General features: G+C 58.4%; 14 protein-coding genes. All 14 read left to right on the forward strand.

Going from position 1 to position 12,406, the window contains the following annotated elements:
* The first annotated feature begins 10 nt into the window (after positions 1 to 10).
* The 14 genes from EBA_RS14830 to EBA_RS14895 all read left to right on the forward strand — a co-directional run bounded on the left by EBA_RS14830 (position 11) and on the right by EBA_RS14895 (position 12,368).
* Positions 11 to 1,135: a PepSY-associated TM helix domain-containing protein gene (locus EBA_RS14830; protein ID WP_192375428.1), complete on the forward strand. Its 1,125-nt coding sequence runs from the start codon at positions 11 to 13 to the stop codon at positions 1,133 to 1,135.
* Entirely contained in the window at positions 1,081 to 1,365 is a 285-nt protein-coding gene (locus tag EBA_RS14835) for a hypothetical protein (RefSeq protein WP_223146687.1), read from the forward strand. Before EBA_RS14830 ends, EBA_RS14835 begins: the two co-directional genes overlap by 55 nt.
* Before the next feature lie 320 nt (positions 1,366 to 1,685).
* The gene (locus EBA_RS14840) at positions 1,686 to 4,088 is read left to right on the forward strand and encodes a TonB-dependent hemoglobin/transferrin/lactoferrin family receptor (RefSeq protein ID WP_324615358.1); all 2,403 of its coding nucleotides are present in this window, start codon (positions 1,686 to 1,688) and stop codon (positions 4,086 to 4,088) included.
* 14 nt (positions 4,089 to 4,102) lie between these two features.
* Positions 4,103 to 4,348 (forward strand): hypothetical protein, encoded by a 246-nt coding sequence (locus EBA_RS14845; protein ID WP_192375429.1) that lies wholly within the window; start codon positions 4,103 to 4,105, stop codon positions 4,346 to 4,348.
* 146 nt (positions 4,349 to 4,494) lie between these two features.
* Complete coding sequence (locus EBA_RS14850; protein ID WP_192375430.1) at positions 4,495 to 5,226, forward strand: VPLPA-CTERM sorting domain-containing protein; 732 nt, start codon at positions 4,495 to 4,497, stop codon at positions 5,224 to 5,226.
* 122 nt (positions 5,227 to 5,348) lie between these two features.
* On the forward strand, positions 5,349 to 6,350 hold the full coding sequence (locus EBA_RS14855; protein ID WP_192375431.1) for a ChuX/HutX family heme-like substrate-binding protein: 1,002 nt from the start codon (positions 5,349 to 5,351) through the stop codon (positions 6,348 to 6,350).
* A gap of 82 nt (positions 6,351 to 6,432) precedes the next feature.
* A complete protein-coding gene (locus EBA_RS14860; RefSeq protein WP_192375432.1) occupies positions 6,433 to 6,969 on the forward strand; it encodes a HugZ family pyridoxamine 5'-phosphate oxidase in 537 nt (178 codons plus the stop codon).
* A 154-nt stretch (positions 6,970 to 7,123) separates the two neighbouring features.
* The gene (locus EBA_RS14865; protein WP_192375433.1) at positions 7,124 to 8,026 is read left to right on the forward strand and encodes a heme/hemin ABC transporter substrate-binding protein; all 903 of its coding nucleotides are present in this window, start codon (positions 7,124 to 7,126) and stop codon (positions 8,024 to 8,026) included.
* Positions 8,023 to 9,117, forward strand: coding sequence for a FecCD family ABC transporter permease (locus EBA_RS14870; protein ID WP_192375434.1), 1,095 nt, complete (start codon positions 8,023 to 8,025; stop codon positions 9,115 to 9,117). The genes EBA_RS14865 and EBA_RS14870 overlap by 4 nt, the downstream gene beginning before the upstream one ends.
* Before the next feature lies 1 nt (position 9,118).
* Positions 9,119 to 9,934 carry a heme ABC transporter ATP-binding protein gene (locus tag EBA_RS14875; protein WP_192375435.1) on the forward strand — a complete coding sequence of 272 codons (816 nt, stop codon included), beginning with the start codon at positions 9,119 to 9,121 and terminating at the stop codon, positions 9,932 to 9,934.
* An 11-nt stretch (positions 9,935 to 9,945) separates the two neighbouring features.
* Positions 9,946 to 10,263, forward strand: a complete 318-nt coding sequence (locus EBA_RS14880) for a hypothetical protein (RefSeq protein ID WP_192375436.1) — start codon at positions 9,946 to 9,948, stop codon at positions 10,261 to 10,263.
* Between the two features lie 39 nt (positions 10,264 to 10,302).
* Positions 10,303 to 10,701 (forward strand): GFA family protein, encoded by a 399-nt coding sequence (locus EBA_RS14885; protein ID WP_192375437.1) that lies wholly within the window; start codon positions 10,303 to 10,305, stop codon positions 10,699 to 10,701.
* A 73-nt stretch (positions 10,702 to 10,774) separates the two neighbouring features.
* Positions 10,775 to 11,614, forward strand: a complete 840-nt coding sequence (locus EBA_RS14890; protein ID WP_192375438.1) for a hypothetical protein — start codon at positions 10,775 to 10,777, stop codon at positions 11,612 to 11,614.
* A gap of 100 nt (positions 11,615 to 11,714) precedes the next feature.
* Complete coding sequence (locus EBA_RS14895) at positions 11,715 to 12,368, forward strand: hypothetical protein (protein ID WP_192375439.1); 654 nt, start codon at positions 11,715 to 11,717, stop codon at positions 12,366 to 12,368.
* Positions 12,369 to 12,406 lie beyond the last annotated feature (38 nt).

Consider the following 12,406-nt stretch of genomic DNA (forward strand, 5'->3'; position numbering starts at 1 on the left):
GTTGGTAAACATGTCCGCCAGATCAACGTTCAAAGTTTGGTATGGGGTCCACCAGTGGACCAGCCTGGTCTGTACGCTGTTCATGCTGCTGTTGTGCCTGACCGGCTTGCCGTTGATTTTTGCCGAGGAAATCGATCTGGCGCTGGGCCGAAATATCGCGGTACCCGAACGGCCTGACGACCAGCGCCAAGCCGACGTCGACGCCATCGTTGCCGATGCCTTGGCCCGCCGGCCCGGCGACACCGTGCAATTTCTGGTCGGCGACGCCGAGGAGCCGGACTTGTGGTCGGTGCGGCTCGGTAAAACCGCGGCCAGTAGCGACGTGAGTGCGTTTTATCTGTACGACGCCCGCAACGGCGAGTTTTTGCACGCGGTTCCTCTGGACAGCGGCTTTATCAACCTGATGTTTCGCTTGCATTACGACTTGTTCGCCGGCTTGCCCGGCAGCCTGCTGCTCGGAGCGATGGGCTTGCTGCTATTGGCGTCGCTGGTCTCCGGCGCCGTGCTGTATCACTACCACATGGCTAAATTGCCGTTCGGTACGGTGCGCCGGGCCGGTTCGAGTCGGCTGCGCTGGCTGGATTTGCACAACCTGCTCGGTATCGCCACCCTGGTCTGGCTGGCCGTGGTCGGCTTGACCGGCGTCGTCAACACCGTGGCCGAACCGATTTTTCAGCGTTGGCAGGACAGCGAACTGGCGGCGATGCTGGCGCCCTACCAGGGCCAAGCGCCGGTCAACGGCCAAGGCCGGGCCGGCGCGGCACTGGCGGCGGCCTTACGCGCCGCGCCGGACATGGCCCTGAGCTTTATGGCCTTCCCCGGCAACGAATTCGCCGGACCGCGCCAGTTCGTGGCCTTCCTGCAGGGCAATACGCCGCTGACCAGCCAATTGCTGACGCCGGTGCTGATTGACGCGGCGACCAGTGAAGTATTGGCACAGCGCGAACTGCCGGCTTACGTCAAAGCCTTGCTGCTGTCTAAACCGCTGCACTTCGGCAATTACGGCGGCCTGCCGCTGAAATGCCTGTGGCTGGTATTGGATTTAATTGCCATCGCAGTGCTGATCAGCGGCGTGCACTTATGGCTGGCCCAGCGGCGCTGGCGGCTTCCGGCGGTTGCCGGGGCGGCGGCCTGATGCGGGCCATCAGCCTGCGCACGTTTTGGCAAATCTGGCGCCTGCCGCTGGCGCTGGGTTTGACCAGCGCGGCCGGTCTGGCGGCGGCATTGATTGGCGACGGCGCCTGGGATGCCGCGTCCTGGGCCTTGTTGGGCCTGCCGGCGGCGGTTTGCGGCCTGGGATTGTTGTCGTCGAAGAGTAACTCCGGTGATTGCGACAACGGACCGATTGGGGACAAACGGGAGTGAGGGGACGGGTTTGGAGAATCTCCCCCTGCCCCCTCTTTTTCAAAGAGGGGGATGAACTTAACAATTGTTAACCCGACCCTCGAATATCGTCGTTCCGGCGCGGTCGGGAATGACGACACCAGTGAATTTAAAGGTCTGTTTAACATTTAACTTTATGTCCCCAGCAAGGTGATTTGAAAAAACCGGCGTTTCCGCCACAGCGGAAACGCCAAACAACAACTGATTAAATTAACCCGCCAGCCCCCCTAGCCGTCGTGCCAGGCAGCCAGCAGTAACCACTGTATGCCATGGCACCCAAACCGACTGATCTATTACTAACTGTGCACAACTGCCCCGAGGCGGCCTGCTCCGGACATCACCCTGCTTGCTGGCGCGCCCTGCTTGGCGGGCTGCTGTGCTTGCTGGCCGGTGCGGCCTTGGCCGCCGAGCCCGAGCTGGTTGAATTGCCCGAGGAATTGGAACTTGAAACCGTCAAGGTCAAAGCTCAAGCCGACAAACCGGTCGCCGCGCCGCCCGGTACTCAATCGACGATAGACGACAAAACCATGGAACAACGCATGGTGCGCAACATCAAGGATTTGATCCGTTACGAACCCGGTGTCAATGTCGGCAACGACCCGCAGCGCTTCGGCGCCAGCGGCTTTACCATACGCGGCCTGGGTGGCAACCGGGTGTTGATGCAGATCGACGGCGTACGCCTGCCGGAAGCCTTTCGCATCGGCTCGTTTGCCAGCGCCAACCGCAACGCCGTAGACATGGACGCCTTAAAAGCCGTGGAAATCGTCCGTGGTTCGGGATCGGCCTATTACGGCGGCGATGCGATGGGCGGCACCGTCAACTTCGTCACCAAAGACCCGCGCGATTACTTAAACGTATTCGGCAAGGATTATTACACCGGCCTGAAACTGAATTACAACACCACCGACAACGGCTTCGTGCAAACCGGCACCGTGGCCGGCGCGCTGGACGGTTGGGAAGCCATGGCGCTATTCACCCACAACCAAAGCAACGAAACCGACAATAAGGGCACCGCGGATTTCGCCGACGGTCGCCGCACCACGCCCAGCCCGCAAGAAAACGGCAGCTACAATCTGCTGGCTAAACTGCTCTATCGATTTAACGACGACAACGTGTTGCGTCTGACCGGCGAATGGCTGGACAGCCGATCCGATATTGACGCTTTGTATCTGCGCGGTGCCGACATCAGCTTGCGCAACGTCAACAGCATGCTCACCACCGATACCCAATCGCGCTGGCGGCTGACGCTGGACCACACCCTAAAGCACCTGGATACGCCGTTGTTCGATGACGTGCTCTGGAAGTTTTATACGCAAAAATCCGCCACCGGCCAAATCACCCGGCAAGATCGCACTGCCAACGTGGACGGCAACACGCTCACCGAACGGATTTTCGATTTTGCCAACGACGATTTCGGCGGCGAACTGAAACTGGGGAAAAACTTTGTGGTAGGCGAGACCGCGCATGCGCTGCAATACGGCGGCCAGATCAGTAAAAACGCCATAACGCAACAACGCGACGGCAGCTATACCTGCGTCAGCGGTTCCGTCAATCCGCGCACCGGCCGGCCGAATAACATTTGTCCCAAGGGCCGGATCAGCAAGTCCGTGACGCCGGACGAGTTTCCGGTCCGCGACTTTCCCCTCTCCACCGTCACCAAGGCCGGCGCTTACCTCGAAGACCACATCGGCTTGTTCGACAAACGTATCGAGCTGATCCCCGGCGGTCGCTGGGAATATTTTCGCTTGTTACCCAAGCCCGATTATTTGTTCGATAAAGCCTCCGCGGCAGCGGTTGCCGAAGGCGCCGACCCGGTAATACCCATGATCATCGACGCGAATGCCTTGTTACCCAGATTTGGCGCCTTACTGCACCTCAACGAGATATTCACGGTGCACGGCCAGTATGCGCATGGCTTTCGCGGCCCCAACTTCAGCGAAAGCAATCTCGGTTTTACCAATATCACCGGTGGATACACCAATCTGCCCAATTACAACATTCAGCCGGAAACCAGCGTCGGCGCGGAAGTTGGGCTACGCGGCCAAGGCGCGGCCGGGCAATTCGACGTCACCTTGTTCCGCAACGATTACCAGCAATTCATCTACAACGCGGTGATTTGTAACCCGGCCGGCGCGGCTTGTCCGCCGCTGGGTTTTACCACTTACCAGAACGTCAATAGCGCCGACCCGATCCGCATCCAGGGCATCGAAATGAAAAGCCGGTTTTATCTGGACTGGTTGTTGCCGTCGTTGTCGGGTGCCAGCCTGCTATTCAGCGGCTCCTTCACCGAAGGCTTGAATCTCAAGAGCCAACGCAGCGACGACGACGCCTTAAGACAAATCAGCCCGATGAAGGCCGTCGTCGGACTGCGCTACGACCAGTCCGGCGGCGATTGGGGCACGGAATTGAACCTGACCTTGGTCGGCGCCAAACAAGCCAATACGGCGCCGACGGACGCCCTATTCCTGCCCAGCGGTTATGGGGTCGTCGATTTCAATGCCTACTACAACGCCAATAAGCATCTCTCGTTCAATGTCGGGGTATTCAACCTGCTGGATAAGAAATATATCGACTGGGAAGACATCAACACCCGCGCCGGCGATCCGCATACCACGCTGGGCAATTTCGCCGACGCCCGCTACTGGGCCGACCGCTATTCACGCCCCGGCCGCAATCTCGGCGTCACGGTAAAACTGGCTTTTTGACGGAGAACAATCTGATGACCAAGGGCTACAGGGCCAAGAAAGAGGCCCAGAAAAAACTGGAAACGTTGTTCGAAGAATTGCTGGAGCACGAAGGCTTTGGCGAATTGCGGATAGAGATGCGCTTGTTAAAACGCGGGCAAAAGGAAGTGATCATCTATTGCGGCAAACAGTACCGCTATGTACTGGACTTTCAGATGCAAAGCGCGCCGAACGGCAATCGCGATAGCAACCCGCTACTCGAATGCCGCGAGCCGCACTGAGTTTTAAATTTCCGCCACCGCAAAGGCCATTGGCCAGCGCGGATAGCCGGCATGGGGCCGAAGCGGCGGACGCTATTTTAGACCAAAGCAACGGATCGTCTTCGCGGTGAAGAGATGCGTCAACTTATTTACATAGGAAACCAACCATGAAAACTGCACAAAAACTGACCTTAATCGCCGGCCTGTTGGCCGTTTCCGGCAGCGCTTCGGCCGACTTGACCAATGGCCCCGACCCTTACGCAGCCGGCTATGGCTTCGACACCCCAAGCGAAGCCAGCTGGGGCAACTGGAACCGAGGTGATACGGGGACGCTTTACGCGGAATGGGACAGCTTCGTCGATAACTCTTATCCCGGCATCCGTACCGCGGCTCCCGATGTGGGCAGCGCCGGCACCACCGACGCCAATATCGGCTGGAACGCAGGCACATTCGCGGCCGGATCGGGCAATCTTTACAGCTTCAGCGTCACCGAGAATTTCACGGCTTCGCTAAGCGGCTCTACCACCAACGAGCCCTTAAGAGCAGTCATGCAATTCGAAACCTGGGGCATACAGATGGACTACAACAGCCTATTACTGAATGGCGTAGCGCCGACCTTCGCGACACAAACTTTCTACGATGACGGCTACGAAAGTTCGTTCGGCCCGGTCGAGCTGGTGCAATACCTGGCTTATTGGGATTTATCCGGACCGGCTAGCAATTATTTGTTTTCGTTTGGCAGTGCCGAACATAGCTTGAGTTTGGGTCAAGTCGCTATAGACATCGGTCCCGGCGCCGATCCCGTAACCAGCGTGCCGCTGCCTGCCGCAGTATGGCTGTTCGGTGCCGGCTTCATGGGCTTGCTGGGTTTAAATCGTAAAAAAGGCCTGGCGGCATAAGCGCCGGCCTGTAACCGCTTTGCAGCCGGGCCGCACGGCCCGGCTGCAAAGTCCCTAACCTGAGCTGCCCTGAAAACTCGCAGCGCATTCGCTTAACGGAGTTCCGCGTAATGGCAAAATCCATGACTAAACATCCCGTATCGATTGCGGACACTTTAAAACAAGCGTGGCAAGACCTGCGCGCCGATCATCCGCATATGCGGATTCGCGATGCCGCAGCGACTTTGGGCGTCAGCGAAGCCGAACTGCTGGCAACCGACTGCGGCAACCTGGTCATCCGTTTGCGGGAACACTGGCCCGCACTGCTGGGCGCGGTAGGCACGCTGGGCCCGGTGATGGCCTTGACCCGCAACGCTTTTGCGGTGCACGAAAAAATCGGGCTCTACGAGGATATATGTCCATGCGGCGACTTTATCCTGATTACCGGACACCATATCGAACTGTGCCTATCGACCGGCGTTTGGCATTCGAGTTTCGCAGTGATTGAAGAAACCCATCTCGGCCCGCGCCACAGCCTGCAATTTTTCGACACGACCGGCGAAGCGGTGCATAAGATCTATCTGACCGAACATGCCGATGCCGGCCTTTACCGGCGCTTGGTCGACATCTTTCGTGCCGACGATCAGTCGCCCTATCTGGCACTACCCACCGACAGCACCAAGCCGGCGCTTGGCGCCATCGCCTCATCACAGGATTTACCGGAACACTGGCAGCGCTTGCTGCTTGCCAACACGCCCGAGGCTGTTCTCGCTGGCCGGATTGCCACGCCGGCGTTACGCGAGCTCATGCGGCAACTGGCGGAACTACTGTTGCCGATACAAGTTCTAGTCGGCAACCCCGGCGCGATGCAACTGCACGACGGCCCGATTCAAAACCTGAAAATTACCGGACCCTGGTTCAATGTCCTGGATCAGGGTTTCAATCTGCACCTTAACGAAATGGCCGTGGCCGGCGCGGACATCGTCCAACTCACTTACAAGCAGCGGGATTTGACCGGCCTGCTGGTTCGTGACCAAAACCAGCAGACCATCTTGACCATTGTCGGCCAATTCGACGAAGCCGACGGAGAAAGTGCTTTGTGGCGCGACTTGCTATTAGCCTTGCCGGTCATAGGGCCTGTTTAGGGTAGAGACGCAAAATTTTGCGTCTCTACCTAGGTCCATAAGCCACTGCATTTTATTTATACACTCAAAACAGGAAACCCGCATGAACGACAAGACCATCGATCTCGAACAAGTCAGAGCAGCCTATACCGCGCTGCCGCAAACATTTTCCTCCGTGCTTATGGCCACGGTCAGCGGCTCCGGCGAGCCCGAAGCCAGTTACGCCGCCTATATCCGCCACGACGGCCAATATTACGTGTACGTCAGCGAACTAGCCACCCATACCCGCAATCTGCTGGCCAACGGCCGGGTTTGTCTGTTATTCGTCGAAGACGAGGATAAAGCCGCGCACTTGTTCGCCCGCCAGCGGGTTACCTATCACTGCTCGGCCGGCGAAATCGACCGCGATTCCGAAGCATTTGCCTACATCATGGTTTTATTCGAAGAAAAATTCGGCGCCTTCATGAAACAGTTACAAAACATGCAGGACTTTCATCTGTTTTGCCTCAGTCCGCAGCGCGGCAGTTTCGTGCAAGGCTTTGCCAAGGCATTTGCGATAGAAGGCGACGATCTGGCGCAAATCCGCCACGTCAACGACGTCGGCCACCAGACCCGCGAACCGGCTGAATCACCGGCGTAAGGCGGACCGGCCACGACCAAGCAGCCTAAAAATCCGGCTGCATGTTTCCGGTATCCCGTTCGGGCTGAGCCTGTCGAAGCCCTAGCTGGAACGCCCCTCGACAGCGGGAACGGGTATTTAAGAGCCGGATTAAAAATCAAACGAAAAACCGAACATGAAACAGACCACATCCCTAAGCCATAAACTGGCGCGAGCCGCATGCGCGGCCGTCCTTTGGCTAACCGCCGCCGCGCCGGCCCATGCCGCCGGGCCGAGCCGCATCGTCTCGGTCGGCGGCGCGTTGACCGAAATCGTCTACGCGCTGGACGACGCCGAGCGCCTGGTCGGCGTCGATAGCACCAGCCTGATGCCGGCCGCCGCCAAGGCGCTGCCGCAAGTCGGCTATATGCGCAGCTTGTCGGCGGAAGGCGTGCTGTCGCTACGCCCGGACCTGCTATTAGCCAGCGCTCACGCCGGGCCACCGGCGGTGCTGGAGCAATTGCGCGCGGCCGGGGTGCGGATCGAAACCCTGGCCGAGGATTATTCCGCCGCCGGCATTGCCGCCAAAATCGGCGCCGTCGCCGCCTTGCTGGATAAGCCCGAGCAAGGCCGGGAACTGGCCAAACAGGTGCAAGCCGACTTCGACCGCTTGGCGCAGTGGCGCGCGCAACGCGGCGAGCAGCCCAAGGTGCTGTTTTTGATGGCGGTGGCCCACGGCGCGCCGCTGGCGTCCGGCCGCGGCACCGCCGCCGACGCGGTGTTAACGCTGGCCGGCGCCGCCAACGCCGTCGGCGAGCTGCAAGGCAACAAACCGATCGGCACGGAAGCGATGGTCGCCGCTGCGCCGGACGTGATTCTGTTAACCGACGTGGCCGCCAACGCCATCGGCGGCCTGGAGGCGTTCTACCAACAACCGGGCATCGCCCAAACCCCGGCCGGCCGGCAGCGTAAAGTGTTTGTCGTCGATACCCTGGCCTTGCTCGGCTTTGGCTTGCACAGCGGCCAAGCCGTGTTGGATCTGGCCAAACAACTGCACGGCGAACCGGCGGTCGCCGCCGACGCGGGTGACGGGCTATGACCGTCCATGTCCAGGCCGCGACAGCCGGACCGCGTCTTAGACTAAAACCGGCCTTGACTCGCGCCGGCCTGTGCTGGCTACTGGCAGTGCTGCTGGCCGTCGCCGCCTTGGCCGCGCTGGGCAGCGGCGCGGTCGCGATCTCGGTCGGCCAGGCCGTCGCCATCGTCGCCGACCGCTTCGGTATCGCCCTGCCCTGGCCGTTCGGCGCCGACCAGCAAGCGGTGCTGCTGGCGATTCGCGCGCCGCGCCTGGTGTTGGGCTTATTGGTCGGCGGCGCCTTGGCCGCATCCGGCGCGGCGATGCAGGGCTTGTTCCGCAATCCGTTGGCCGACCCAGCCTTGATCGGCGTTTCCAGCGGCGCGGCGCTGGCCGCGGTGGCGGTCATCGTCTTGCGCGACAGCCTGTTCGGCGCCGTGACCGGCGCGTTCGGTGCCTATTTATTGCCGGTCGCGGCCATCGCCGGCGGTTTTGGGGTCAGTTGGTTGGTATACCGACTGGCCGACAGCGGCGACCGGCTGGACTTGGCCTCGCTGCTGTTGTCCGGCATCGCCATCAACGCGCTGGCCGGTTCGGCCACCGGTTTGCTGGTGTATCTGGCCGACGACGACCAGTTGCGCAGCTTGACCTTCTGGAGCCTGGGCAGCCTCAACGGCGCCAGTTGGGACGGCGTCGCCATCGGCGCGCCGTTTTTACTCGCCAATCTGCTGCTGTTGCCGTGGCTGGCCGATGCCTTGAACGCCTTGCTGCTCGGCGAAGCCGAAGCCGGCCATCTGGGATTTCCGGTGGAACGCATCAAAACCGGCCTGGTGGCCTTGGTCGCGCTCGGCGTCGGCGCGGCGGTGGCCTTGTCCGGCGTGATCGGCTTCGTCGGCCTGGTGGTGCCGCATCTATTGCGCTTGGCGCTGGGGCCGGACCACCGCTGGCTGTTGCCGGCGTCGGCGCTGCTCGGCGCCTTATTGTTGATCTGCGCCGACTACCTGGCTCGCACTTTGGCGGCACCGGCCGAAATCCCAATCGGCATCGTCACCGGCCTGCTCGGCAGTCCTTTTTTTCTGTGGCTGCTGTTCCGGCAAAAATTGATGGGCCATTGACATGCTGCAAGCCATGGATCTGACCCTGCGCGCCGGCGCGAAAACCTTGCTGGACGGCGTGACGCTGGAACTGCGCCCCGGTGAAGTGCTGGCCGTGGCCGGCCCGAACGGCGCCGGCAAATCCAGCTTGCTGCGGGCCTTGAGCGGCGAGCTTGTACCGTTCGCCGGCCGGGTATTGATGAACGGCCGGCCGCTGGCGGAATGGCCGCCGCAACAGGCGGCGTTGCTGCGCGGCGTATTGCCGCAAAGTGCCGGACTGGCGTTCCGTTTTACGGTGCGCGACGTGGCATTGATGGGCCGCAGCCCGCAACGCAAAACCCACAGTACCGCGCAAAACCAGGCCATCGCCGAACAGGCGCTGGCGCTGACCGATACCGGCCATCTGGCCGAGCGCATCTACACCACGCTGTCCGGCGGCGAACGCCAACGGGTACAACTGGCGCGGGTACTGGCGCAAATCTGGGAGCCGCAAGACCCGCTGCACCGCTATTTATTGCTGGACGAACCCACCTCGGCGCTGGACCTGGCCCACCAGCACGCGGTGCTGGCCATCGCCCGCCGCTTCGCCGACGAACAACAGGCCGGGGTGTTGGCGGTGTTGCACGACCTGAACCTGGCCGCGCTGTATGCCGACCGCATCGCCCTGCTGCACCAAGGCCGGCAGGCCGCCATCGGCACGCCGGCGCAAACCCTGAACAGCGAGCTGATCCGGCAAGTATTCGCTTACCCGGTCAGCATCGGTAGTCATCCGCAAATCCCGGACGCGCCGTTGGTGATTCCGCGGCGGCAAGTGGCGCCGGGCGTTGCGGTGCAATGAGGCCTACGGCAATGCCACAGCCAATCGGCCGTTCCGGATTGTTGACCGATTTAGCGTGTTCGGAGGAATGCGTTAACAAAAGCCGCCAGGGAGGGCGGCGCCTTACGATTCAATGCCACAGATTTTTCGGCATGGCGATGGTGTTGTTGGGAGAAAAATCGAATAAACTGGCAGCAGACACTAGCCCTGTTGCAATCGATGGTTCCAGTGATTCAAAGACGCAGATTGCTCAGTTATCGGGCATTAGTTTTGATTGCCGAATGGTATACAGAAAGGAAAATCCAATGCTAACCAATCACTTATTAAAAAAATCCGTATTTGCTTGGTGATATACGGAAACTGTTTAATTACTAGTTAGGGAGACAATGATGCATCATGGGAGTTGCCTCTGCGGAGGTGTTAAATACGAAATTTCCGGCGAGTTATCTGGCGCATTGAACTGCCATTGTTCAATGTGCCGCAAAGCTCACGGTGCCGCATTCCGTAGTCGAGCCAGTGTGAACGCTTCGGATTTCAAATGGGTGCAAGGCGAGGAACTCGTCACGTATTTTGACTCTTCACCAGGTAACCATCGCGGGTTTTGTCGTGTGTGCGGCTCTCCGCTTCTGAGTCGCTTCGATCAAAATCCTTCCGTGTTTGGCTTGCCGCTGGGCGCTCTCGACGATGACCCAAAGTTAAAACCAATGCTTCATGCTTTCGTCGGCAGCAAGGCTCCGTGGCACGATATAACGGACAACCTTCCACAATTTCAGGAGCTTCCGAAATGAAGTTCCCTAACCCTACGCTCAAGCGGTACTGCGCAAAAGCGCGCAGCCCCTTAGCTACACGTTGGGCATCACCATGACCTACAGCAGTGCTGAGCGCGAAACCATTGGTTTGTGCATATGCCTAGAGGCAATTGGCGATATGGCAAACCATGCTCTACTCACACTATGTGATGTATCAGAATATCCGGGAGAGGCAGAAGTTCGGTTCCATACGCATATTCATCGAGATCTATTCCTAATTCGTCTTCTCGACTTCGTAAAGGAAAAGGGCGATAAAAGCCTAACGGGCATTCCCGGCTCCTGCATATCTGTTCTCAAGGCGGCATGCGAAACCAAGCACTTTGATGTCAATGGATGTGTCACAGAACTGCAAAAAGCCGTAGAGGCGCTTGAGGCTTGGTTGCAGCACAAAAAAGAAATATCTCTCTGGTTGCCAACGCTGGATACCGAGGCCAAGCTATTGGTCTCTAGGTTCGAATTCTTAAGTATTTCTGGCAACCATTCAAAGCACAACCTCGCGCGCCTTACCGGAGTATCGCGAGATGTCGCAAAAATACTCAACGATCACGGCCACCCCGTATCACAGGAGCAAATTCCCCTCGCACTGGATGACTTCAGAGAGCATTTGTCTGAAAATTATTTCATTTATTACGGCACATGGCTTTCTGAATTGCTAAACAATATTCGATGGGGTTTGCAATCCTACCTTTGGCCAACTTTCGTTCGTTCTTACACCCTTGTTTCAAGCGACACCGGTCAATATCGATATGAATACCCTGAAAATATCCAAGCTGATGTTCCAAAGCAATGGTTTTGGAGACTCATGAACAACGTCAGAGCTCAGCCGTACATCAAGCAGTTTAAAGGCGCTCGCTACCTCAAGACAGAGAGCTCGATTGAGATGGACTGGTGAGCGCCTAGTGACACCCAACAATTCAATCCAGGAGACTCGCTACAAGCTGCTTCGCAGCTTTCCGCTCACCCCTTATTTCAAACGCTAAGCCGCCCAAACAATGTCGAGCCCACGATTCAAAGCAACCCGTAGTGATGGCACCGATGCTACATCAGAGTTGCTATCTTTCGCCGAAGCAATTGGTCTCGAATCGGTCGTTGCGGGCAGATATAGTTTTTTGCTTTTGCTCGAACTATTTGGCGCAACTCGATCTGGAATGCTTAATCCGGCAAAAGTCGTGAACCAAATTCGAGTTTTAGAGGGCGTTGAGGTGGCGAAAGGACTAAAGGCGGCAACCCCGTTCAAGTACCCTCCGCTTCAAGGATTGTGGCATCAGCACTACCTTGAAGACGGGTTACCAAGCATGACTCACAATATCCAAAGAGGCATCGATAAATTTGGTCTTCCGTGGTTTAAGCAAAAGATTGCAGACGCAGAAGCCTCTGGCGAAGAATGGTATGTCACGGAAGCGGACGTAGCGCACATTGCACATGATGCAATAGCATCCAACTGGGAACGCCTTATAAATAAAAAGGCGCTTACTGGCGAATGGCTAATTTTTGCTAAGCACGAAGGCAAGAACTACTATCTCAGTCTCGGAAAACACAATAGTGGCGATGACCTGCTTCGTTCTCAAATTGATGCGATTTGCTTACAAGAGTTTCCGTTCTTGAAAAACATCCTTGATGCACAATCGTCGCAGCTATCGCCCTAACATAGCGCTCAACCTCGCGCCCTTCGGTCGCTGGGCAC

This window comes from Methylomonas albis (genome assembly GCF_014850955.1).
Classification (GTDB): Bacteria; Pseudomonadota; Gammaproteobacteria; order Methylococcales; family Methylomonadaceae; genus Methylomonas; species Methylomonas albis.